The following is a 22,480-nucleotide window of genomic DNA, read 5'->3' on the forward strand; positions in this document are numbered from 1 at the left end:
CGTCTACTTTACGCGTCCCGGGGCCGCGCTCAGCGCCAGGGCTCGGCGATGGTGCGCAGCGTGGTCGCGGTGGCGACGGCCGCGGTGACCGCCTCGTGCCCCTTGTCCTCGCGGGAGCCCTCGATGCCGGCGCGGTCGAGCGCCTGCTCCTCGGTGTCGCAGGTCAGCACGCCGAAGCCGACGGGGACGCCGGTGTCGATGGTGACCTGCGTGAGGCCGTTCGTCACGCCCTGGCAGACGTACTCGAAGTGCGGGGTGCCGCCGCGGATGACGACGCCGAGCGCGACGATCGCGTCGTAGCCGCGGCCCGCCAGGACCTTGGCGACGACCGGCAGCTCGAAGCTGCCGGGGACGCGCAGGACGGTGGGCTCGCTGATGCCCAGCTCGTTCAGGGCGCGCAGGGCGCCGTTCACGAGTCCGTCCATGACCTGCTCGTGCCACTGGGCCGCGATGACGGCCACGCGCAGGTCGCCACAGTTCTTCACGCTCAGTTCGGGTGCACCCTTGCCGCTCACGCGCTTCTCCTCGTACGTACGTAACTGAAAACAGATGGCTTACTGGTTGTTGCAGGCCGACGTCCGCGGGGCGTCCAGCCACGGGAGGTCGTGGCCCATGCGGTCCCGCTTGGTGCGCAGGTAGCGCAGGTTGTGCTCGCCCGCCGTGACGGGCATCGGCTCCCGCTCGGCGACCTTGAGGCCGTGGCGGGTGAGGGCCTCGGTCTTGTCGGGGTTGTTGGTCATCAGGCGCAGGCTGCGCACACCGAGGTCGCCGAGGATCTGGGCACCCGCCGCGTAGTCGCGGGCGTCGGCGGGCAGGCCGAGTTCCAGGTTGGCGTCGAGGGTGTCGCGGCCCTGCTCCTGGAGCTCGTACGCGCGCAGCTTGGAGACGAGGCCGATACCGCGGCCCTCGTGTCCGCGCAGGTAGACGACGACGCCGCGGCCCTCATCGACGATGCGGCGCATGGATTCCTCCAGCTGGGGGCCGCAGTCGCAGCGCAGCGAGTGGAACACGTCGCCGGTCAGGCACTCGGAGTGGATCCGGGCGAGGACCTCCTCGCCGTCGCCGAGCTCGCCGTGCACGAGGGCGACGTGCTCGACGCCGTCGACCGTGGAGCGGTAGCCGTAGGCCGTGAAGTCGCCGAAAGCGGTGGGGAGTTGGACGGTCGCCTCGCGCTTGACCGTGGGCTCGGAGGTGCGGCGGTAGTCGATCAGGTCCTTGATGGAGATGATCGTCAGGCCGTGCCTGCGGGCGAACGGGACGAGCTCGGGCAGGCGCAGCATCACGCCGTCCTCGCCCGCGATCTCCACGATGGCGCCGGCCGGGCGCAGGCCCGCGAGCCGGGCGAGGTCGACGGCGGCCTCGGTGTGGCCGTCGCGGACGAGCACGCCGCCTTCCTTGGCGCGCAGCGGGAAGATGTGGCCGGGGCGGACGAAGTCGCCGGGCTCGCTCGCGCCCGAGGCCAGGAGCCGGAGCGTGGCCGCGCGGTCGGCGGCCGAGATGCCGGTCGTCACGCCGTGCGCGCCGGAGGCGTCGACGGAGACGGTGAACGCGGTCTGCATCGACTCGGTGTTGTTGCCGACCATCTGCGGCAGTTCGAGCCGGTCGAGCTCGGTGCCCTCCATGGGGGCGCAGATCAGGCCGCGGCACTCGCTCATCATGAACGCGACGATCTCGGGCGTGATCTTCTCGGCGGCGACGACGAGGTCGCCCTCGTTCTCCCGGTCCTCGTCGTCGACGACCACGACGGGGCGTCCTGCGGCGATGTCGCGGACGGCCATCTCGACCGGGTCGAGGGACAGGTCCTCGACCTCGTAGAGGTTGGGTGCCGTGCTCATGCGCGGGCTCCTTCCAGGGCCGGGGCGGTGGAAGCGGCCGCGCGGGAGCGCAGCCACCAGTCGCGCATGCCCCACAGGACGAGCGCGCCGTAGATGACGTAGACGAAGCCGGAGAAGGCGAAGCCGTTGGCGAAGTTCAGGGGGACGCCGACGAGGTCGACGAGCAGCCAGGCGAACCAGAACTCGACCATGCCGCGGGCCTGGGCGTACATCGCGACGACGGTGCCGACGAAGATGTACGCGTCCGGCCACGGGTCCCAGGAAAGCGTCGGGAACGCGGTGAACAGGCCGCCCACGGCGAGCGTGCCGACGGCGGCGGCGCCAAGCAGGTAGCCGCGCTCGCGCCAGGTGGCGAAGCGGACGGCGATGGAGCCGTCCTGCGCCTGGCCCTTGCCGCGGTTCCACTGCCACCAGCCGTAGAGGGCGACGACGATGACGACGAGCTGCTTGCCCGCGCTGCCCGAGAGGTGGGCGGTGGCGAAGGCGGTGAGCAGGATCGCGCCGGATATCAGCTGGGCGGGCCAGGTCCATATGGAGCGGCGCCAGCCGAGCGCGAGGGCGATGAGGCCGATGGTGTTGCCGATCATGTCGGACCAGAGGATGTGCTGGCCGAAGATCGTGAACGCTTCGGTGTTGAGCCAGTTCACCGGGCACCGCCCTGGGTTCCGAGCATCCGCTCCACGTACTTCGCGATGATGTCGACCTCGAGGTTGACCGGGTCGCCTGCCTGCTTCACGCCGAGCGTGGTCAGGGCGAGGGTGGTGGGGATGAGGCTGATGGTGAAGTAGTCGTCGGCGGCCTCGACGACCGTCAGGCTCACGCCGTCGACGGTGATCGAGCCCTTCTCGACGACGTACTTCGACAGCTCGGCCGGGAGCGAGATCTTGACGATCTCCCAGTGCTCGGAGGGGGTGCGGTCGACGATCGTGCCGGTCCCGTCGACGTGGCCCTGCACGACGTGCCCGCCGAAGCGGCCGTCGGCGACCATCGGCCGTTCGAGGTTGACGCGGGAGCCCGTGGTGAGCGCGCCGAGGCTGGAGCGCTTGAGGGTCTCGGCCATGACGTCGGCGGTGAACTCGTCGCCCTCGTGCTCGACGACGGTCAGGCACACGCCGTTGACGGCGATGGAGTCCCCGTGCCCGGCGCCGTCGGTGACGACGGGGCCGCGGACGCGGAAGCGACAGGCGTCGTCAAGGTTCTCGACGGCGGTGATCTCGCCCAGCTCTTCGACGATTCCGGTGAACACTTCCCGGGTCCTCCCTTTTCGGGCCTGGACTCCGGGGCACTGTCGTACGACGACGACAGAACGTACGGACTGTGACACCTGGGGCGACGCCGCGGTCGACACCGGTCCCCTTGAGGGACCGCTGAAACAGCCGGCGACGCGCACTCACGTGCCCGCCCGCCGCGCACTGCCTCCCATCCGGACTTTAACCGTCGGTCCAGGAATTTCACCTGGTCAACCGGCCACAGGTTCGTGGCCGGGTCGCGGACTGTAACCGCCGGTTCGGACTTTCACCGACCCCGGAGTGCGCTGCTTCTGGTACAGGGCCAGTCTGCCACGTCTCCTCGACCTGCACGCATGCGAATGCTGTGGGCTGACTCACAGGCCGTGGCGCTGGTTTTCGCCCGTCCACGGGAATACGCCGCCGTTCTGGCAGTCTGAGGGCGTGACCAGCACGCAACCACCCACCGAACACGCGGACCGTGCCGCCGAGTTCGAGAGCCACAGGCCCCGGATGTTCGGTCTCGCCTACCGGATGCTCGGCTCCGCCGAGGAAGCCAAGGACGCGGTGCAGGACGCGTATCTGCGGTTCGGCGCCACCGAGCCGGGGGCCGTCGAGCACGTCGGCGCCTGGCTCGCCAAGGTCGTCACGAACCTCTGCCTGAACCGCCTCTCGTCGGCCCGCGTCCAGCGGGAGCGGTACGCGGGCCCCTGGCTGCCCGAACCCGTCCTCACCTCGGACGGCACCCTCGGCCCGCTGGAGTCGGCCGAGCAGCTCGACTCGGTGTCGTGCGCGCTTCTCGTCCTCCTGGAGCGGCTCACGCCGACGGAGCGGGCGGTGTACGTACTGCGGGAGGCCTTCGCGTACGGGTACCGGGAGATCGCCGGGGTGCTCGACCTCGGCGAGGCCAACTGCCGTCAGCTGTACCGGCGTGCGACGGCGCGCATCGCGGAGCCCGCCGCGCGGTTCGAGCCGTCCGAGCGGGTGCGGCGCGAGCTGGTCGATGCGTTCGTCGGGGCGGCGCGCGAGGGCGATCTTGCGGCGCTGGAGGAGATGCTCGCCACGGATGTGCAGTGGTGGGGCGACGGCGGCGGCAAGGTCACCGCGGCCCGCAAGGCCGTCACGGGCCGCGAGAAGGTGCTGCGGTTCCTGGAGGGCATCGCGGAGAAGTATCTGGTGGGCGTGGAGCTGTTCGTCGAGGAGATCAACGGGGAGCCGGGGATCGTCGCGCGGCAGCCGGACGGGGGCCTGTTCGCGGTCGTCTGCTTCGAGGTGCGGGAAGGGCGCGTTGCGGTCGGGCGCACGATCCTGAACCCGGACAAGCTGGGGTTCGTGACCCGTCAGCTCGACATGGCGGCGTAGGGCTGTCACAAAGACGCGGCGCCACCGGTTCTCAGCTGACGACGGGCGTTCCGCAGGGGGACGTCCGTGTGCGAAGGAGCTGAGAAGGCGATGACCACGATCCTGGTGACCGGCGGAACCGGAACGCTCGGCCGGCTCGTCACCGAGCGGCTGCGCGAGGCGGGGCACGAGGTGCGGGTGCTGAGCAGGCACAGCGAGCCGTACGCCGTGGACCTGCGCGAGGGCGGGCCCGCACTCGACCGGGCCGTGACCGGCGTGGACGTGATCGTGCACTGCGCGACGACGCAGACCGGCGGCGACGAGAAGGCTGCCGCCCAGCTGGTGGCGGCGGCGCGCCGGGCGGAGGTCCCGCACCTCGTCTACATCTCGATCGTCGGCGTGGACGAGGTCCCGTTCCCCTACTACAAGGCGAAGCTCGCGGTGGAGCGGCTGGTCGAGGGGTCGGGGCTCGGGTGGACGGTGCTGCGGGCGACGCAGTTCCACGATCTGGTGGCGGCGATCGTGCGGGCCGCGGCGAAGCTGCCGGTGGTGTTCCTGCCGGCAGGGGTCGCCGACCAGCCCATCGAGGTGGCCGAAGTCGCGGACCGGCTGGCCGAGTTGGCGGTTTCGCCTCCGGCGGGGCGGGTCGAGGACATGGGCGGGCCGGAGGTTCTCGCGTTCGCGGATCTTGCGCGTACGTATCTCGGGGCGGTGGGGAAGCGGCGGCCGGTGGTGTCGGTGCGGCTGGCCGGGAAGGCGTATCGGGCGTTTCGGGCGGGTGGGCATCTCGCTCCGCGGGAGGCCGTCGGGAAGGTGACCTTCGCGGAGTATCTGGCTCGGCGCTGAACGGTCCTGCGCCACGGGGCTCCGCCCCGGACCCCGCGCCTCAATCGCCGGCGGGGCTGGAAAGATCGGGGCTCCGCCCCGGACCCCGCTCCTCAAACGCCGGAGGGGCTAAAAGTACTCAGCCCCGTGGGTAGACCGCCTCCTGGGCCACCTCCCGCGCCATCAGGAGCGCGCCCCGCAGGACCGCCCCGCCGCCCAGTTCCCCTGCCCGTACCTCGGTCGGGAGGGGGGACATCGCGGCCAGTCGCGCGGCGACGCGCTCCGCCAGCGCGGTGCCGCCCGCGCGGCCGATCTCGCCCGCGAGGACGACGCAGCCCGGGTCGAGTACGGCCACCACCGCCGCCGCACCGAGTACCACCCGGTCCGCCAGCGCGTCGAGGAAGGGGGCGTCGGCGTCGCGCACCACGTCCGCCGCCCGTTCGACCGGCTCCCCGGGGCCCACGAGCCCGTGCGCGGCGGCCAGTTCGAGGATCGCGGCCGATCCCGCGAGGGAGTGGAAGCCGCCTTCGCAGCCCGTGGCCGACGGGAGGCCGCCCGTGCCGGGCACCGGTAGGAAGCCGACCTCACCCGTACCCCCGGAGGCGCCTCGGCGCAGTTTGCCGTCGAGGACGACCGCCGCGCCGATGCCGAGCCCGAGCCACAGGAGCGCGAACGTGTCGCGGTCGCGCGCGGCGCCGTCCTTGCGCTCGGCCACGGCGGCGAGGTTCGTCTCGTTCTCCACCAACACCCTTGCGGGCAACCGCTCCTGGAGCGCGGCGACCAGGCGCCGGTGCCAGCGGGGCAGCCCCGAGGAGTCCCTCAGCTCACCCGTCGCCGGGTCGATCAGTCCTGGCGCCCCCACGCCCACCGTGTGCAGCCGCTCGGCCCCGGCCTCCTTCGCCGTACGTTCGAGCAGCTCCACCGCGCGCTCGACGGCGACCCCGGTCCCGTCACCGGGCTCGACCGGCACGGACGCCTCCGCGAGCACCGTGCCCACCAGGTCGGCGACGACGAGCCGTACGCCCTCGGTGCGTACGTCGAGCGCGGCGAGGTGGGCCCGGTCGGCGACGATCCCGTAGAGCCGCGCGTTGGGGCCACGCCGCTCGGCGCCCGCTTCCCCCACGACCGCGATGAGATCCGCCGCGGCGAGCCGCTCGACGAGGTCGGCGACGGTGGGCCGCGACAGGCCCGTACGTTCCTTCAACTGCCCTGCGGTGAGCGGCCCTTCCTCCTGGAGGAGGCGCAGCGCGAGCCGGTCGTTGATGGCTCGGGCGGTTCTCGGCGATGCGGGCATGGCGGGATCCTACGCGGATATCACTGGCATTATCAGGCAGGGTTCCTGATAGTTTACGGCGGCACGCAAGGGAGACTTGGGGAGGGCCTGCGGGATGCCGGAACTGACGTACGCACCAGGGGAGTTGAAGCGGGCGCGGTACGCCGTCGCCACCGTCTTCTGCATCCATGGCTCCGTGACCGGGTCGTTCGCGACGCGGGTGCCCTGGATCCAGGAGCACGCGGGCGTGAGCGCGGGCCAGTTGGGCCTCGCGCTCGCCTTCCCCGCGATCGGCGCCTCGCTCTCGATGCCGCTGGCGGGCAGCGTCACCCACCGCTTCGGCGCCCGCGCCGGACTGCGCGGACTGCTCGCGCTGTGGACGCTGGCCTTGATCCTGCCCTCGCTCGCACCCAATGTGTTCACCCTGTGCGCCGCGCTGCTCGTGTACGGGGCGACCGCGGGCATGTCGGACGTCGCCATGAACGCGCTGGGCGTCGAGGTCGAGACCCGGCTCGACAAGTCGATCATGTCGGGGCTGCACGGGCTGTGGAGTGTGGGCGCCCTGATCGGTTCGCTGGGCGGCACCCTCGCCGCGCATCTGGGCTCGGACGCGCGGCTGCACCACGCGCTCGCCGCGGGCGTGCTGACCGTGGCGGGCCTGGTCGCCTGCCGCTGGGTGCTCGATCTGCGCCCGGCGGAGGAAGAGGAGCCGCCGCCGCGCTTCGCGCTGCCGCCCAGGTCGGCGCTCCTCATCGGGGCCGTCGGGTTCTGCGCGGTGTTCGCGGAGGGCGCGAGCCTGGACTGGTCGGCGGTGTATCTGCGGGACGTGCTCGGGACGTCGGCCGGGCTCGCGGCCGCCTGCACCACGGCGTTCACGCTCACGATGGCGGTGGCGCGGCTCGCGGGCGACGCGGTGGTGGACCGGTTCGGCGCGGTGCGCACCGTGCGGATCAGCGGCCTCGTGGCCACCCTCGGGGCGCTGCTCGTGGTGGTCGCGCCGAACCCGGGCGTCGCGATGGCCGGATTCGGCCTGGTGGGCCTCGGCATCGCGGTCGTGGTGCCGCTCTGTTTCGCCGCGGCCGGGCGCAGCGGTCCGAACCCGAGCCTGGCCATCGCGGGCGTCGCCACCATCACGTACACCTCGGGCCTGATCGCGCCCTCGGCGATCGGCACGATCGCCGACGCGACCAGCCTCGTCGTGTCGTTCGGCCTGGTGACGGTGCTGGCGACCGGTCTCGTGGTGTTCGCGAAGGTGCTGCGCGGCGGCGACCGTACGCGGACGAAGGCGGCGGAGCCGAACGCCGCGCGGGCGACGGACCACGCCTCGTAGGCCTGGCCAGGTGGGCGGCGGCTCGGTACGAACTCGCACTTACGTCGCATTAACATGAAGCGATCATTCCGAGCCGCACAGGCACCACCCACCTCACGGCCACCACAGAAGGCGGAAACTCTCATGGACCTCGGCGTGCGCTGGAAACTGCACGGCGACGGGCGCACGCCGGCTCCCGGCGCGGTCGTCCGCCCCGACGAGCGGCTCTCCTGGCCGCGCACGGTCGGGCTCGGCGCACAGCACGTGGTCGCGATGTTCGGCGCGTCCTTCGTGGCCCCCGTCCTGATGGGCCTCGACCCGAACCTCGCGATCATGATGTCCGGCGTCTCGACGGCCATCTTCCTGCTCGCCACGCGCGGCAGGGTGCCCAGCTACCTGGGCTGTTCGCTCGCCTTCGTGGGCGTCGCCGCCGTGATCCGGGCGCAGGGCGGCTCCAGCGCGACGGTCACGGGCGCGGTCTTCGTCGTGGGCGCCGCGGTGTTCCTGGTGGGCCTCGCGGTGCGGAAGTTCGGGGCGCGGATCATCCATGCGGCGATGCCGCCGGTGGTGACCGGCGCGGTCGTGATGCTGATCGGCTTCAACCTCGCTCCGGTCACGGCCTCCACGTACTGGCCGACCGACCAGTGGACGGCGCTGCTCGTCATGCTGTTCACCGGTTTGGCCGTGGTGTGCCTGCGCGGTTTCTGGTCGCGCATCGCGATCTTCCTGGGTCTGGTCTTCGGCTACGCGCTCTCCTGGGTCCTCGACCTGGTCTTCGGCAAGATCCACTCTCCGAACGGCGGCGGCAAGGCCGTCGACCACTGGCGGCTCGACCTGTCCGCCGTCGGCCAGGCGGACTGGATCGGCCTGCCGTCCTTCCACGCCCCGTCGTTCCAGTGGTCGGCGATCCTGGTGGCGCTTCCGGTCGTCATCGCGTTGATCGCGGAGAACGCGGGTCACGTCAAGGCGGTCGGCGAGATGACCGGCGAGAACCTCGACGGCAAGCTCGGCACGGCGATCTCGGCGGACGGCGTCGGCTCGATGCTCTCCACGGCCGTCGGCGGCCCGCCCAACACCACGTACTCCGAGAACATCGGCGTCATGGCCGCGACCCGCGTCTACTCGACGGCGGCGTACTGGGCGGCGGCCGGCTTCGCCCTGCTCTTCGGCCTGTGCCCGAAGTTCGGCGCGATCGTCGCGGCGATCCCGGGCGGCGTGCTCGGCGGCATCACGGTCATCCTCTACGGCATGATCGGCCTGCTCGGCGCGCAGATCTGGATCAACGCGGGCGTCGACCTGCGCAACCCGCTGAACCTCGTACCGACCGCCGCGGGCATCATCATCGGCATCGGCGACGTCTCCCTGAAGTTCACCGACACCTTCTCCTTGAGCGGCATCGCCCTCGGCACGGTCGTCGTGATCACCGGTTACCACGCGCTGCGGGCGATGGCTCCCGCCCACCTCAAGACACAGCAGCCGCTGCTGGACGAGGGGACGTCTTCGTACGACGAGGAGTCGGCCGACAAGAGCTGACCGCCTCCCCCGAAGAACGCTATCCGCCCGCCCACCGGTCCACCGCCGGTCCCGGCAGGGCGAGTTGATCGAGGACCCGGGCGACCGTGTGGTCGACCAGGTCCTCGATCGTTTTCGGACGCTGGTAGAAGGCCGGCATCGGCGGCACGATCCGCACGCCCATGCGCGCGAGGGCGAGCATGTTCTCCAGGTGGATCTCGTGCAGCGGACTCTCGCGCGGTACGAGGACCAGCGGGCGGCGTTCCTTGAGGACGACGTCGGCCGCCCGGCCGAGCAGCCCGTCCGCGTACCCGGCGCGGATCCCCGCGAGGGTCTTCATGCTGCACGGCGCGATCACCATGCCGTCGGTGCGGAACGAGCCGGAGGAGACGGGCGCCGCCTGGTCGCCGGGGCGGTGCACGACGTCGGCGAGCTTCTGTACGTCGCCTACGCTGCGGTCGGTCTCCAGCTCGATGGTGGTGCGGGCCCACCGGGTCAGGATCAGATGCGTCTCGACGTCGGGCACGGCGCGCAGGGCCTCCAGGAGGCGGATGCCGTAGACCGCGCCGGTCGCGCCCGTGATCCCGACGATCAGCCGCACGCCGGTCCCCGGTCCAGCAGTTCACGGGCGCGCGCGACGCGGGCCGGGTCCGTGCGGATGCGTACGGCGTCGAAGTGCGGGGCGCGGGTGGCGTCGAGGCCCATGCGGGACGTGGTGCCGTCCGGGGTGGACGAGGGGTCGAGGGGGCTGCCGGGCAGTCCGTCGACCGTGAACACGTCGGCGCCCGGCTGGAGATGGGTCGCGAGCGCCCACAGCACGTCCTCGTCCCGGGTGATGTCCACGTCCTCGTCGACCGCGACGACCGTCTTCACGTACGGGTCCCAGCCCAGCAGCGCGAGCATGATCTGCCGGGCCTGTCCGGGGCGGGCCTGACGCAGGGCGACGTATGCGTGGAAGTGCGTGCCGGATGTCGGGTAGTGCAGCGCCGTGACCTCGGGGAAGCGGGACGTGAGCTGTTCCGCCATCTCGGATTCGCGCGGGATGCGGGCCAGGTTGAGGTGTTCGGCGCTGTTGCCCCCGACGATGTCGAGGAGGACGGCGTCGCGGCGGCGCAGCACGCTGTGCACCGTGAGGACGTTGTTCGTGGAGCGGTCGGACGAGTAGCCGGAGAACTCGCCGAAGGGGCCCTCCGGCGCGGTCCGCGCCGGGTCGATGACGCCTTCGAGGACGAGTTCGGCGCAGGCGGGTACGCGGATACCGTGCCGTGGGGTGCGTACGACGTCCAGGGGCGCGCCCAACAGGCCGCCCGCCAGGGTGCGTTCGTCGACGTCGGGGCCCACGCGGGCCGAGGCGGCGAGCTGGAACAGCGGGTGGGCGCCGATGACCATCGCCACCGGCAGCGGTTCGCCGCGTTGCTCGGCGAGGCGCAGGAGCTGCCACAGGTGGCCGCGCGAGTGGAGGCTCGTGGCGAGTTCGGTGCGGTTGTGCACGAGGGCGCGGTGGTAGCTGAGGTTGCCGGAGCGGCCGGGTGTGTTGGGTGTGTTGGGTGCGTTGGGTGCGTTGGGTGCGTTGGGTGCGGCGGGTGTGTTGGGTGCGGCGGGTGTGTTGGGTGCGGCGGGGGGTGCTTCGGCCGTGATGACGCCGCTGGTGATGTACGGGCCGCGGTCCGAGTCGAAGTGCTTGAGGAGCGGGAGCGTGGTCAGGTCGACGTCCGGGCCCTCGGCGACCGTGTCGAGGACGGGGCCCGTGGGGACGAGGCGGGGTTCGGTGCGGCGGGCGGCGGCCCGCTGGTAGGCGCGGTGCAGGCCGGCCGGGTCCGAGCCGAGCAGTCGGGCGACGCGGGTGCGCGAGGCGAAGAGGTTGGTGACGAGGGGTGTGCCGTCGAGGCCCGACACCTGCGTGCACACCAGGAGTTCGGCGCGCCCGCGCGCGGCGAGTTCGGCGACAAGGGCGGCGACGTCCTCGCCTTCCAGCTTCTCGTCGACGGTGAGTACGTCGTCGGGGTGGGCGGCGCGGTAGGCGTCGAGGAAGGCGTGCAGGTCCTGGTGGCCCGTGCCGTGGGCGGCCCGCTCAGTGGCTGTCACAGCAGACTCCCGCGTGCACGCCTCCCGTGAACAGCGCACCCCACGCCGGGGAATCGACGCCGGTGCCGAGCAGGTCGAGCCCGGTACGGACGGCTACCCGCGCGCCGTCGTGCACCGGCTTGCCCAGTTCCCGTTCCACCATGGCCGCGACGGGTGCGACCGGGAGTTCGGTGCCGGCCACCACCAGGCACTCTGCGTCGGCGGAATCGGCGTCGAGGAGGATCCGGCGGACCTTCGACACGGGGAGCTCGGCCGCCGCTCGCGGGGTGGCCAGGTCGAGGGCCGTGAGGGAGGCGATGCGGAGGCCTGCGGCGAGGCAGGTGTCGGCGAGGCGGCCCGCCTGTTGTTCGGAGCCGGCCGTGACGAGGGCGATGGAGTGGGTCGCAGCGTGGGCCAGGAGTTCGAGCTGGCCGAGGGTGACGGTGGAGGCGCGGACGCCGGCCGTGCGCTCGATGACGCGGGCGACCGTGCGGGCGTGGGCGGCGCCGTCGAGGCCGCCCGATGTGCCGTGCCACACGATGGCGTCGGCGCCGGCCTGGGCCAACTGTTCGGCGCCGCGCTGGAGTTCGGCGGTGTGGGTGGGCGTCAGGGCCGGGCCGTACTGGAACTCGGGGAGGAGGGCGCGGGCGGTGGGGTGGGCGATGTCCACCTGGACCGGGGCGCAGATCTGGGCCACCCAGCGGTCGGCGCCGAGGGAGGTGGCGGGGAGGAGGTGACCTATACGTTGCATCGTGGCGGGTCCCTTCTGTTGCGGTGGGTCGTGGCGGGGGGCGTGGTGCGGGTCTTCGTGCCTGTTGCGCGGAGCCGGTGGGGGGTGCGCGCCGGGGTAGCGGCCGATGTCCCTGCCGCGCGGCACCGGCGGGGGCCGGGGTGGCGGCCGATGCACTTGCCGTGCGGCACCGGCGCGGCGCGGAGTGGCGCCCGATGCGACTGTCGCGCGGCACCGGCCGGGGGGCCGGAGTAGCGCCCGATGCGACTGTCACGCGGCACCGGCGGGGGGGGGCCGGAGTGGCGCCCGATGCGCCCAGCTCGCGGCACCGTCGCGCCCCGGAGCAGCGGCCGATGCCCCTGTCCCGCGGCACCGGGCCTCCTCCGGCTGCGCCGGTACCCGCCCATCTCCCACCCACCCGCCCCCTCCGGGGGCTTCGGCCCCCGTGGGTGGCTCGGCTCGGTGTCAACCGTGCCGGCTGCGCCGCACCGACGCTTGCCCACCGTGCGTGGGGCAGCACCGATGTTGCGCACCGGCGCCGGGGCCGGTGCCCTTTGCCCTCGTTACGCCGCACCGGGCGCCGCCTTGCCCACCCTGCCGCCCCAGGCGGCAGATTGCCCAAGCCGGGTGACGGTCGCCCGCCACGGGTGGGGAGACGTGATCGGCAGCCCCTCGCCCAAGCCGGTTGACGGTCGACCGCCACGGTTAGGGGGCCGCGCCCCTGGAGGAGGCGGGCGGGCGGGCGGGAGACGGGCGCGAACTCAAGCCCACAGCAAGCAGATTGTCCGAGACCGGTGGTGGCCGTGGCCCGAAGCCCAAAGGCCGAGCCGAAGGGCACGCCGGGACGAGCAAATCAAGCCCGTCCGGCGATTGAGGACAACGAGCCCGAAGGGCGACGAGACGCCACAACCCGAAGCGCAAAGGTGACGCCGAAGCGCACACCCGGACGGCCAAAACAAGCCCGTCCGGCGATTGAGGACAACGAGCCCGAAGGGCGACGGGGGGCGAGGGCCGGGGCCCAGCCCCAGGCCCCCCCCGGTCGCACCGGGGGGGGCGCCCCCAGACCTCACCCCCCGCGCGGCCAGGGCCGAGGCGCAACCCCGGCCCCGGCCCACCGTCACCTACGCGCAACCGTGTCCAACGACGCGTACGTATCCGTGAGGCGCAACCGCGCCTCCTCCTGGTTGCGCGGCGGAGGCGTCGGCTTGAGGTCGAGGAGCTTGGCCATGTTGTTGCCGAGGTAGCCCTCAAGGTGCTCCTCGGAGAGGTGCATGCCCTGCGGCGGAGGACCGCACAGCACCTCCAACTCCCTCGCCCACATACCCGGTTCATTCGGCGGCGAGTCCGTGCCGAAGACCAGCTGGTGCTTCTCCATCTGCTGCGCGAACTCCACGATCCGCGACTGCAGCAGCCAGCCGGACTCCCCGTACACATTCGGCGAGTCGAGGATCATGTAGAGCGCCTCGAAGCAGTACACGCCACCGGTCTGCACACCGAAGTGGGCGAGGATGAAGTTGACGTTCGTGAACTCCCGGATGATCGGGTAGAACTGCGTCGGGATCGAGTACGGCCCGTCGCCGGTGTGGATGAGGACGACGACACCCAGTTCGTCGCAGACCCGCAGCACGGGCCGCAGCCAGTCGAGGGCCCGGTCGGGCCGGTAAGCGTGCATGTTGGCATGCAGCTTCAGCATCTTGTAGCCGTACTCCTTGACGTGGAACTCCAGCTCCTTCGCCCCGTTCTCGGGCCCGAAGCGCGGGTTGTACATGAAGTTCCCGATGAACCGGTCGGGGTACGTGGTGACCAGTTCGGTGATGTACGACATGTAGTCGCGGATGCCCTCGCGCCCCGTGCGCATCCCGTCCTGCCAGACGGAGTTGCCGGGGGGCGGCATGATGCAGCCGTAGTCGATGCGGCGCGGCTTGCCGTTGATCATGTACGGGCCGTCCATCATCTCCAGCGTGCGCTCACCGGTGAACGGGGAGCCGTCGTGCCGCCACGCCTGGTCGACGATGTTGGTCGGGTGCATATGGGTGTCGATGATCAAGGTCTTGTTTCCTTCCCAGCTGGTGCCAACCGTGTTCTGTGGTGGACCGTTTGGGGACCCAGGGCAGGGCCCGCCTCACCTCCCTTCCATGTCGGTGATGTCCTCGGGCCGCACCGGCACCTTCGCCAACTCCAGCCCCGTCGCGGCACGCAGCGCGTTCGCGATGGCGGGAGTCGACGACAGGGTGGGCGGCTCACCGACGCCGTTGAGGCCGTACGGCGCATCCGGGTGCGGAAGTTCGAGCAGGTCGATGGGGACGTGCGGCATATCGGCGATGGTCGGAATCAGGTAGTCCGTGAACGACGGGTTGAGCACTCTCCCGCCCTCGACCCGCAGCTCCTCCATCACCGCGAGTCCGAGACCCTGCGCGCTGCCGCCCTCGATCTGACCTTGGACGGCAAGGGGATTCATCGCCTTGCCGACATCCTGCGCGGTGGCCAACTCGACCACCTTCACCAGGCCTAGCTCGGTGTCCACGTCCACGACGGCCCGGTGCGCGGCGAACGCGAACGCGATGTGGGCGTCCCCCTGCCCGCGTTCGTCGTCGACGGGGAACGTGCGGCGGTGCGCGTACTCGTACTCCGCCTCCAACGGTCCGCATTCGGCCAGGAGTTCGGCCAGCGGCCGCTCCCCCAGCGCCGTGATCCGCTCGCGCAGCGCCTTGCACGCGCCCTGGACCGCTCCCCCGCTCATCCACGTGATGCGGGAGGCGGAGGACGAGCCGGCGTCGCCGACCTGCGTGTCGGCAGGGAGCACGACCACACGCTCGACGCCGAGCTCTGTCCGTACGATCTGCGTCTGCACGGTGACGATGCCCTGGCCGCACTCGGCGGCGGTGTGCACCTCGGCGACGGGTTCGCCGCCGTTCAAGGCGAGCCGTACGCGGGCCACGGAACGGTCGTCGACGCCGCCGGAGAAGCCGATGGCCTTGACCCCGATCGCGTACCCGACGCCACGCCGGATGCCTTCGCCGTGGCTGGTGTTGTTGAGCCCGCCGGGGTTCCCGAACGGCCCCTCCCCCACCGGCGGCAGCGGCCGCGCGCGCAGCCGCTCCAACAGCTCGCCCGCCGGCGCAGGACCGTCCACCGCCTGTCCGGTCGGCAGCACGGTCCCGGTCGTCATGGCGTTGCGCACCCTCAACTCGACCGGTTCCATGCCGAGTTCACGCGCCAGCTTGTCGAGGTTGGACTCGACGCCGTAGCAGGACTGCACGGCGCCGAAGCCGCGCATCGCGCCGCAGGGCGGGTTGTTGGTGAAGACGGAGTAGCCGTCGATCTCGGCGTGCGGCACGTCGTAGGCGCCGGCCGCGAAGTAGGAGCCGTTGGCGATGACGACCTGCGAGGTGGAGGTGTAGGCGCCGCCGTCGAACAGGAGGCGCGCCCTGACGAAGACGAGTCGGCCCTCGCGCGTCGCCCCGTGCTCGAACCACATGCGCGCGGGGTGGCGGTGCACGTGTCCGTAGAAGGACTCCTCGCGGTTGTAGCTCATCTTCACCGGCCTGCCGGTGCGCAGGGCGAGCATCGCCGCGTGGATCTGCACGGAGACGTCCTCGCGGCCGCCGAACGCGCCGCCCACACCGGACAGCGTGAGCCGCACCTTCTCCGGCGGCAGGCCGAGCGCGGCGCACATCTGGTGCTGGTCGTCGTGCAGCCACTGCGTCGACACGTAGACGTCGACGCCCCCGTCCTCCGCGGGGATCGCGAGCCCGGACTCGGGGCCGAGGAAGGCCTGGTCCTGCATACCGACCTCGTACGTGCCGCTGACGATCACGTCGGCCTCGGCGCGGGCGGCCGCCACGTCGCCGTGGCGGATGCGGACGTGCCGGACGACGTTGCCGTGCCTGCCGTCGACGCGCGCTTCGTGGACGAGCGGACCCAGGCCCCGCACGGCGTCCTCGGGGTCGGTCAGCGCGGACCGCTCCTCGTACGCGATGTCGATCAGCGCCAGCGCTCTGCGGGCGGTCTCGGGGTGGTCGGCGGCGACGAGCGCCACCGGTTCCCCCTGGTAGCGGACGTGGTCGGCGGCGAGGACCGGCTGGTCGGAGACCTTCATGCCGTACGTCGCCTGCCCCGGAACGTCCTCGTGGGTGAGCACCGCCAGCACCCCGGGCAGCCGCAGCGCCGCGGTCGTGTCCAGTCGCACGATGCGGGCGCTCGGGTGCGGCGAGCGCAGGGTCGCGCCCCACACCATGCCCTCGGCCCGCAGGTCGGAGGAGTAGGCGAAGTCTCCCTTGACCTTCAGGCGGCCGTCGGGGCGGGCGGTGCTGGCGCCGACGCCGTCACGGACAGCGGTGGCGGTGCCGGTTGCGGTGCTCACGGTCGTTCACTTCCCTTCTGGCTTGCGCTGAACGGGAGTTGATCGTGCGAACGTGGTGCGTTGTCGCTTCGGTGCCGCTGTGCTGTGGCGCTATTCGACGGGGCGTACGCGGCCGGGCTCGGTGGACTCCGAGGGCCCCGGCGCGACCGCCTGCGAGAGGCGGATGCGGAGCTTGCGGATGTGGTCGCGGGCCGCGAGGTCGGCGGCGTCCGGGTCGCCCGATGTCATCGCCTCGAAGATGCGGCGGTGTTCGGCGACGGCGAGCCGCGGCGCCTCCCGGCCACGCCACAGCTGGTGCAGGGCGAGGTGGGCGCGGCCCTGGATCGTGTCGAGGGCCGCGGTGAGATGGGGGTTGTCGGCCACTTCGCGGATCGTCCGGTGGTAGGCCATGTCCATCTCGATGTGCGTGCGCTCATCGACTCCGGTGCCGACCTCGCGCTCGTGCCGCTCGAGCAGGTCACGCAGTTCGGCGACCCGCGAGGCGTCGAGCCGCTCGGTGGCGAGGCGGGCGGCGAGGCCCTCCATCACCTCACGGACGACGTACAGCTGCCGCACGTCCTCCACGTCCACGGTGGCGACCACGGCCCCCTTGTGCGGCACGTGTGTGGCGAGGCCGTCGTGGATGAGGCGCTGGACCGCCTCGCGCACCGGGCTGCGGCTGATGCTCAGCTGTGCGGCGAGGGCGGGCACGGAGAGCGCGTCACCGGGGCGCAGCCGGTTCGCCAGGACGGCGCCCTTCAGCTCCTCGTACGCCCGGTCCGCCAGGAGACTGCCGGCCGCGACCGGATTGACCGCCCGCTCTGCGCTCATGGCAACTCCCCTTTACTGCTTGCCTGTTGGAGATACATGTTGCATGTAATGTTCGGTCGCGTCAATGGATCCGACACCGTCCGAGGCCTCTTCCCGACGCTCCCGTCGCTCCCGCCGGCGCCCGGAGGGAAGGCGCAGGTGGTGGAAGAAGAGGTTCAGGAAGACCGCCGTGAGCGTGCCGAGGATGATGCCGCTCTCGAAGAGCGCGTGCAGTTGCCGCCCCGGCATCTGCTCGGCGAACTGCGGGAACGCGGTGGGCAGGAAGCCCACGCCCACGCTCGCGGCGACGAGGATGGTGTTGCGCTGGTCGGTCAGGTCGGCCTGGAAGAGGATCTGCACGCCGACGACGGCGATGGTGGAGAACAGCACGATCGTGGCGCCGCCGAGGACCGAGGCCGGCATCGCGGCGACGATCGCCCCCACCTTCGGTACGAGCCCGAGCACCATCATGATCACGCCGGAGGACGCGACGATCCACCGGGACTTGACCCTGGTCAGCCGGATCAGGCCGATGTTCTGCGAATACACGGTGCTGGGAAAGGAGTTGAGGACGCCCGCGACCGCGGTGGCGAGGCCGTCGGCGCGCAGGGCGCGGGTCACATGCCTGCCTTCGACCTTCCGGTCCACGATCTCGCCGACGGCGAAGAACTGCCCGATGGACTCGACCGCGATGATGACCATGACCAGGACGACCGAGAGCACCGCGACGACGTCGAACCGGGGCGCCCCGTAGTGCAGCGGCGCCGCCGTGCCCAGCCAGGGTGTGGAGGCGATCCCGGAGAAGTCGGCGAACCCGGCGAACGCGGCCACGACCGTGCCGATGAGCAGGCCGACCAGGACCGCCACCGTCGCGAGGAAGCCCCGCGACAGCTTGTGCAGCAGCAGGATGACGACGAGCGTGACGGCGGCGAGCCCCAGGTGCGCGGGTGAGCCGAACGAGCCCTGGCTCGGGTCTCCCCCGCCCACCTGCCGGGCGGCGACGGCGAGCAGCGTGATCCCCACGATGGTCACGATCGTGCCGGTGACCAGCGGCGGGAAGAAGCGCACCAGCCTGCTGAAGACGGGCGCCACCACGAACAGGGCGAGCCCCGCCGCGATCACCGCCCCGAACACGGTCGGCAGACCGGCCTTCGCCCCGCCCGCCGCGAGCCCCACCGACACCAGCGAGGGCACCGCGGTGGTGGACGTGCCCTGCACCACCGGCAGCCGGATACCGATGCCCGGCAGCCCGGCGGACTGCAGGAGCGTGGCGAGGCCGCAGGTCAGCAGCGAGGCGTTGACGAGCAGGGCGATGTCGTCGCCCTTCATCCCGATGCCCTCGGCGACGAGCAGCGGCATCACGACGGCGCCCGCGTAGAAGGCGAGCACGTGCTGGAACCCGTAGACGACGAGGCGCCACACGGAGGGCACGGAATCGACGGCATCCTTGCGCGCCGCCTCGATGCCGACCGCCTCCGCCGTCCCGCCCTGCGTACCGTCCTGAACTTCCTTCTCGGACATGTGCGTTACTCCCTCCACCCGGTGGTCCGGGTGTTGTCTCGTGCGCACTTACCGGGGCCGTGGACGGACGGCCGCTACCTGTGGCTGTCAGTGGCTCTCAGTGCTGCCAGGGGGTGGTCAGCGGGGCGAAGCCGGCCCGGTGGATGAGGCGTTCGGCCCGTTCCTGGGCCTCCTCCATCAGCGCCTCCTCGTCGACGAGGGTGCAGCGGCCCTCCTCGACGACGACGCGTCCGCCGACGACGGTCATCTGCACGTCGCCGCCGCGCGCGGAGTAGACGAGCGCGGCGACCGCACGGTGCAGCGGGCGCAGGTGGGGGCGGTCGAGCGCCACCACGGCGAGGTCGGCGGGCGCGCCGGGGGCGAGCACCCCGGCGCCGTTGCCCGCGTACCGGCCGCCTTCCCTGGTGGCCAGTTCCAGGGCCTCCTCGCAGCGCGCCACCGCCGGGTCGAGCGTGTCGAGGCGCTGGGCGAACAGCGTCTGCTTCATGACCTCGAACATGTCCTGACGGTGCCCGGCGCTCGGCCCGTCGGTGCCCAGCGCCACCACGGCCCCGGCGTCGCGCAGACGGCGCAGCGGCATCACTCCGGAGGCGAGGTACGCGTTGGAGGCCGGGTTGTGGGCGACGGCGGCGCCGTGTTCCCCGACCGCCTTGGCCTCGGCGTCGTCGAGCCAGACGGCGTGCGCGAGGGTGGCGTGCTCGTCGAGGATGCCTTCCGCGGCGAGCCAGCTCACGGGCCTGATCCCGTACGCGTCGAGGTAGCTCGCCGGGTCCTTGGCGCCCTCGCTGCAGTGCGTGTGCCAGCGGACGCCGAACTCGTGGGCCAACCCGGCGGCGCCGCGCACCAGTTCCTGGTCGCCGTAGCTGAGGTTGAGCGGGGCGGGCCAGATCTCGACGGCGGATCCGCGCGGCCGGCTCCGCATGCAGTCCCGTGTGATGTCGAGTTCTTCGGCGACCGAGTACCGGAAGAGCTCGTCGGGCAGTCCGCGCGCGGCGGCGACGGCGGTCTTGTGCCCGATCATTCCGCGCGCGACGACGCCCCGAAGCCCGGTCGCCTCGATCGCGCCGGCCACCGAGAGAACCGTTTCGGCGTCGGTCGGCGCGTAGTGGTTGTCGACGACCGTGGTGATGCCGGAGCGCAGCGCCTCCACCGCGCCGAGCGTCGCCGCGACCCGCGCGTCCTCGGCGTCCACCGCGATCGAGTACGGCCACATGAACTCGCACAGCCACGGCCAGATCGACTGCCCCTCGCCGAGCCCCCTGGCCAGCGCCTGGAACAGATGGCTGTGCCCGTCCACGAACCCCGGCAGCACGGCCCGGCCCCGGCAGTCCACCACCCGCGCGCCCCGCCACCCGGCCTCGATCTCCGCCGCCGGGCCCACCGCCACGATCCGGTCGCCCGCCACCGCGACGGCGCCGGGTTCGTACACGTTCCTGCCGTCGTCCACGGTGACCACATGGCCTCCGGTGAACAAAAGGTCGCACTGCCGCACGGAGTCCATTGAGCCTCCAGGGTCCGGGGATCTCGGGCATCGGCCATATTTCACATTGCATGCAACATATTCCGGCCACCGAAACTGTCAACCCCTCACGTACGTCAACCCCTCACGGACGTACGGGACTTACCCGGACCGCCGACCCGCTCGCGCGATCAGCGGCTCAGTCCGCCAGCTCATACGCATAGTCCGCCGTGAACGTCCCCGGCTCCCCCTTGCACCCGTCCGACTCCCCGGGCAGCTTCACCCACAGGTACGCGTCGATGCGGGGCTCACCGGTGCGCAGGGTCGGGGCCCGGCCCAGTTCGCGGCCTTCGGGGTCGCACCACGCGCCGTCGGCCGGGGCGCCGTTGCCGTTGCGGCTCGTGTCGATGACGGCGCCCAGGCCGCTCGGCCCGCCCATCGCGGCGAGCACCTTGCGGGCGTACGCGGCCTCGTCCGACGTTCGGTGGAAGTTGGAGACGTTGGTGAACACGCCGTCGGACGACGCGGCGGAGGCGGCGCCCGCCGCGCGAAGCCGTGCGGCCTGGGTGCCGGGCGGGTTCCAGGCGGAGTGTCCGGCGTCGTAGTAGACGCGGGCGCGCGGGTTCGCGGACTTCAGGGCCCGGCCGGCGTGCGCCAGCGCCGTGTAACGGTCGGCCTGCCGGCTCTTGGAGAGGCACTCGGTCTGGGAGAGGGCATCCGGCTCCAGGATCACGATGGCCTCGCGGGAGCCGAGCCCCCGCGCGAACCTCTCGATCCAGTCGCCGTACGCGTCCAGGTCGGGGGCACCGCCCTCGGAGTGCCCGCCACAGTCACGGTCGGGGACGGTGTACGGGACGAGCACCGGCACCTGCCCGGCGCGCGCCCCGGCCGAGGTGACCGCGCGCACCCGCGCGGTGATCGTGGCGGGCGCGTAGTCGGCGAACCAGACGGCGGCCGGGCGGCTCGCTATCCGGGACTCGATGAGCGGGCGGCGCGGGTCGGAGCGGTTGGCGCGCACCCAGTCGAGTACCTGGGAGTCGCCGTACCGGTACAGGCCGCTCGCGGCGGGCGCGGCGCTCGACGGCTTCGGCCGGGCGGGGGCCGTCCTCTTCGGTTTCGGCTCGGGCTTCGAACTGCCAGGCGGTGAGGGTGAGTTGCTCGTCACCGACGGGGTCGGGACCGCGGGCAGCGGGCGCAGGCTGGGGGTCGCGCTGACGGTCGGGCGCGCCTCGTCCGCCTCTCCCCGGCCACCGTCCAAAGCGGAGACGAGGCCCGCCACGGTGCCGACGGCCACCACGGCCGAGGCCGCCGCGGCGAGCGCTGCGCGCACCGTCCTGCGGCGCCGCTCCGTCCGCCGTTCGGCCAGCCGCCGCGCGCGTGAGCCCGCCACCGCACCCTCCCCCTCCAGGTCCGCCGTTCCCTCGTTCTGGGGAAGCCCCCGGCCAGCCGACGTCCGCGTAAGGCTACGGCTGCCACGCTGCGTGCATGGCGCAGTTGGAGCGGTTCGCACAGGCCCGGATCCCGGCTCTTGGGGTCGACATCGTGATCGCACGGATGCGCGCGCTCGGGGCGGATCTGCCACCGCGCGACGGCGTGGCCGTCTTCAACCGGGTCTATCTCTCCGTCACGGAGGAGGTCGACCGGGCCATCGACGGAGGGCCCGCGGGCGGCTTCCAGGACCGGGGAGCGGCGGTCACGCTGGACGTCCGGTTCGCCGAGCGCTATCTCGTGGCGGTCGACGCGGCGGCCCACGGCGCGCGCCCGCCCGCCTGCTGGCAGCCCCTGTTCCAGTTCCGCCGGCATCCCGGCGTACGCCCGTTGCAGTTCGCGCTCGCGGGCATCAATGCGCACATCGGGCACGATCTGGCGCTCGCCGTCGTGGACGCGTGTCGCACGCTGGGCTGCGAACCGGAGGAACTGGAGGATGAGTTCGAGCGCGTGGGCGACGTCCTCGTCTCGCTGGAGGAGCGCATCCGCGAAGAGCTGATGCCGGGCCCCGATCTGCTCCAGGTCGCCGATCCACTGACCCATCTGCTCGGCTCGTGGAGCCTGGAGCGCGCCCGCGACGGCGCGTGGGGAGCGGCGCGCGCCCTGTGGGCGCTGCGCGATCTGCCGTCCTTGGAGGCCGAGTTCGCGCACCGTCTCGACACCTCGGTGGGCCTGGTAGGACGGATGCTGCTCACCCCGCTGCCCGACTGAACCGGCCGGGGCGTCGGGAACATCCCTACCGCGC

At 72.1% G+C, this 22,480-nt stretch carries 19 protein-coding genes and 1 riboswitch; of the genes, 5 read left to right on the top strand and 14 right to left on the bottom strand.

Going from position 1 to position 22,480, the window contains the following annotated elements:
• Positions 1 to 29: 29 nt before the first annotated feature.
• From ribH to ACIRHA_RS21215, 4 genes are read right to left on the bottom strand one after another with little or no spacing between them, the layout of a single operon-like run.
• The gene (ribH, locus tag ACIRHA_RS21200; protein ID WP_403847866.1) at positions 30 to 515 is read right to left on the bottom strand and encodes a 6,7-dimethyl-8-ribityllumazine synthase; all 486 of its coding nucleotides are present in this window, start codon (positions 513 to 515) and stop codon (positions 30 to 32) included.
• Positions 516 to 554: 39 nt separating this feature from the next.
• Entirely contained in the window at positions 555 to 1,835 is a 1,281-nt protein-coding gene (locus ACIRHA_RS21205; protein WP_403847869.1) for a bifunctional 3,4-dihydroxy-2-butanone-4-phosphate synthase/GTP cyclohydrolase II, read from the bottom strand.
• On the bottom strand, positions 1,832 to 2,482 hold the full coding sequence (locus ACIRHA_RS21210; RefSeq protein WP_266721885.1) for a nicotinamide mononucleotide transporter family protein: 651 nt from the start codon (positions 2,480 to 2,482) through the stop codon (positions 1,832 to 1,834). Before ACIRHA_RS21210 ends, ACIRHA_RS21205 begins: the two co-directional genes overlap by 4 nt.
• Entirely contained in the window at positions 2,479 to 3,081 is a 603-nt protein-coding gene (locus ACIRHA_RS21215) for a riboflavin synthase (protein ID WP_403847872.1), read from the bottom strand. Before ACIRHA_RS21215 ends, ACIRHA_RS21210 begins: the two co-directional genes overlap by 4 nt.
• 159 nt (positions 3,082 to 3,240) lie before the next feature.
• Positions 3,241 to 3,372: riboswitch (FMN riboswitch) on the bottom strand.
• A 133-nt stretch (positions 3,373 to 3,505) separates the two neighbouring features.
• Between ACIRHA_RS21215 and ACIRHA_RS21220 the strand changes: the two genes are divergently transcribed.
• Together ACIRHA_RS21220 and ACIRHA_RS21225 are read left to right on the top strand one after the other, a co-directional pair.
• Positions 3,506 to 4,423, top strand: coding sequence for an RNA polymerase sigma-70 factor (locus ACIRHA_RS21220; protein WP_403847875.1), 918 nt, complete (start codon positions 3,506 to 3,508; stop codon positions 4,421 to 4,423).
• A gap of 90 nt (positions 4,424 to 4,513) precedes the next feature.
• On the top strand, positions 4,514 to 5,248 hold the full coding sequence (locus ACIRHA_RS21225; RefSeq protein WP_403847878.1) for an SDR family oxidoreductase: 735 nt from the start codon (positions 4,514 to 4,516) through the stop codon (positions 5,246 to 5,248).
• 118 nt (positions 5,249 to 5,366) lie between these two features.
• Here the strand turns inward: ACIRHA_RS21225 and ACIRHA_RS21230 are convergent, their stop codons facing one another.
• Positions 5,367 to 6,521: an ROK family transcriptional regulator gene (locus tag ACIRHA_RS21230; RefSeq protein WP_403847881.1), complete on the bottom strand. Its 1,155-nt coding sequence runs from the start codon at positions 6,519 to 6,521 to the stop codon at positions 5,367 to 5,369.
• Between the two features lie 94 nt (positions 6,522 to 6,615).
• On the opposite strand from ACIRHA_RS21230, the gene ACIRHA_RS21235 reads away from it, so the two are divergent.
• Positions 6,616 to 7,830 carry an MFS transporter gene (locus tag ACIRHA_RS21235; RefSeq protein ID WP_403847883.1) on the top strand — a complete coding sequence of 405 codons (1,215 nt, stop codon included), beginning with the start codon at positions 6,616 to 6,618 and terminating at the stop codon, positions 7,828 to 7,830.
• Between the two features lie 123 nt (positions 7,831 to 7,953).
• The gene (locus ACIRHA_RS21240) at positions 7,954 to 9,342 is read left to right on the top strand and encodes a uracil-xanthine permease family protein (RefSeq protein WP_403847885.1); all 1,389 of its coding nucleotides are present in this window, start codon (positions 7,954 to 7,956) and stop codon (positions 9,340 to 9,342) included.
• A gap of 19 nt (positions 9,343 to 9,361) precedes the next feature.
• Here ACIRHA_RS21240 and ACIRHA_RS21245 read toward each other — a convergent pair whose 3' ends face one another.
• The 9 genes from ACIRHA_RS21245 to ACIRHA_RS21285 form a co-directional block, all read right to left on the bottom strand.
• Positions 9,362 to 9,922, bottom strand: a complete 561-nt coding sequence (locus tag ACIRHA_RS21245) for a UbiX family flavin prenyltransferase (RefSeq protein ID WP_403847888.1) — start codon at positions 9,920 to 9,922, stop codon at positions 9,362 to 9,364.
• Positions 9,913 to 11,406 (bottom strand): UbiD family decarboxylase, encoded by a 1,494-nt coding sequence (locus ACIRHA_RS21250; RefSeq protein WP_403847891.1) that lies wholly within the window; start codon positions 11,404 to 11,406, stop codon positions 9,913 to 9,915. Before ACIRHA_RS21250 ends, ACIRHA_RS21245 begins: the two co-directional genes overlap by 10 nt.
• The gene (locus tag ACIRHA_RS21255; RefSeq protein ID WP_403847893.1) at positions 11,393 to 12,136 is read right to left on the bottom strand and encodes a hypothetical protein; all 744 of its coding nucleotides are present in this window, start codon (positions 12,134 to 12,136) and stop codon (positions 11,393 to 11,395) included. The genes ACIRHA_RS21250 and ACIRHA_RS21255 overlap by 14 nt, the downstream gene beginning before the upstream one ends.
• Positions 12,137 to 13,232: 1,096 nt before the next feature.
• Positions 13,233 to 14,162 (bottom strand): amidohydrolase family protein, encoded by a 930-nt coding sequence (locus ACIRHA_RS21260; RefSeq protein ID WP_403847896.1) that lies wholly within the window; start codon positions 14,160 to 14,162, stop codon positions 13,233 to 13,235.
• Between the two features lie 75 nt (positions 14,163 to 14,237).
• On the bottom strand, positions 14,238 to 16,478 hold the full coding sequence (locus ACIRHA_RS21265) for a molybdopterin cofactor-binding domain-containing protein (protein ID WP_403847898.1): 2,241 nt from the start codon (positions 16,476 to 16,478) through the stop codon (positions 14,238 to 14,240).
• 90 nt (positions 16,479 to 16,568) lie between these two features.
• Positions 16,569 to 17,288: a GntR family transcriptional regulator gene (locus ACIRHA_RS21270; protein ID WP_403847900.1), complete on the bottom strand. Its 720-nt coding sequence runs from the start codon at positions 17,286 to 17,288 to the stop codon at positions 16,569 to 16,571.
• Between the two features lie 12 nt (positions 17,289 to 17,300).
• Positions 17,301 to 18,788 carry a nucleobase:cation symporter-2 family protein gene (locus tag ACIRHA_RS21275; protein WP_403847902.1) on the bottom strand — a complete coding sequence of 496 codons (1,488 nt, stop codon included), beginning with the start codon at positions 18,786 to 18,788 and terminating at the stop codon, positions 17,301 to 17,303.
• A 97-nt stretch (positions 18,789 to 18,885) separates the two neighbouring features.
• Positions 18,886 to 20,289, bottom strand: coding sequence for an amidohydrolase family protein (locus ACIRHA_RS21280; protein WP_403847905.1), 1,404 nt, complete (start codon positions 20,287 to 20,289; stop codon positions 18,886 to 18,888).
• A gap of 157 nt (positions 20,290 to 20,446) precedes the next feature.
• Positions 20,447 to 21,577 carry a glycoside hydrolase family 6 protein gene (locus tag ACIRHA_RS21285; protein WP_403848895.1) on the bottom strand — a complete coding sequence of 377 codons (1,131 nt, stop codon included), beginning with the start codon at positions 21,575 to 21,577 and terminating at the stop codon, positions 20,447 to 20,449.
• A gap of 155 nt (positions 21,578 to 21,732) precedes the next feature.
• Here ACIRHA_RS21285 and ACIRHA_RS21290 point away from each other — a divergent pair, with 155 nt between their 5' ends.
• Positions 21,733 to 22,446 carry a DUF5995 family protein gene (locus tag ACIRHA_RS21290; protein ID WP_403847908.1) on the top strand — a complete coding sequence of 238 codons (714 nt, stop codon included), beginning with the start codon at positions 21,733 to 21,735 and terminating at the stop codon, positions 22,444 to 22,446.
• Positions 22,447 to 22,480 lie beyond the last annotated feature (34 nt).

The sequence above is a fragment of the Streptomyces sp. NPDC102360 genome, assembly GCF_044766085.1.
GTDB lineage: Bacteria > Actinomycetota > Actinomycetes > Streptomycetales > Streptomycetaceae > Streptomyces.

Coding starts and splice junctions, on each gene's coding strand:
- ACIRHA_RS21205 (WP_403847869.1), bottom strand. CDS start 1,835: ATGAGCACGGCACCCAACCTCTACGAGGTCGAGGACCTGTCCCTCGAC.
- ACIRHA_RS21225 (WP_403847878.1), top strand. CDS start 4,514: ATGACCACGATCCTGGTGACCGGCGGAACCGGAACGCTCGGCCGGCTC.
- ACIRHA_RS21230 (WP_403847881.1), bottom strand. CDS start 6,521: ATGCCCGCATCGCCGAGAACCGCCCGAGCCATCAACGACCGGCTCGCG.
- ACIRHA_RS21235 (WP_403847883.1), top strand. CDS start 6,616: ATGCCGGAACTGACGTACGCACCAGGGGAGTTGAAGCGGGCGCGGTAC.
- ACIRHA_RS21240 (WP_403847885.1), top strand. CDS start 7,954: ATGGACCTCGGCGTGCGCTGGAAACTGCACGGCGACGGGCGCACGCCG.
- ACIRHA_RS21255 (WP_403847893.1), bottom strand. CDS start 12,136: ATGCAACGTATAGGTCACCTCCTCCCCGCCACCTCCCTCGGCGCCGAC.
- ACIRHA_RS21270 (WP_403847900.1), bottom strand. CDS start 17,288: ATGAGCGCAGAGCGGGCGGTCAATCCGGTCGCGGCCGGCAGTCTCCTG.
- ACIRHA_RS21275 (WP_403847902.1), bottom strand. CDS start 18,788: ATGTCCGAGAAGGAAGTTCAGGACGGTACGCAGGGCGGGACGGCGGAG.
- ACIRHA_RS21280 (WP_403847905.1), bottom strand. CDS start 20,289: ATGGACTCCGTGCGGCAGTGCGACCTTTTGTTCACCGGAGGCCATGTG.
- ACIRHA_RS21290 (WP_403847908.1), top strand. CDS start 21,733: ATGGCGCAGTTGGAGCGGTTCGCACAGGCCCGGATCCCGGCTCTTGGG.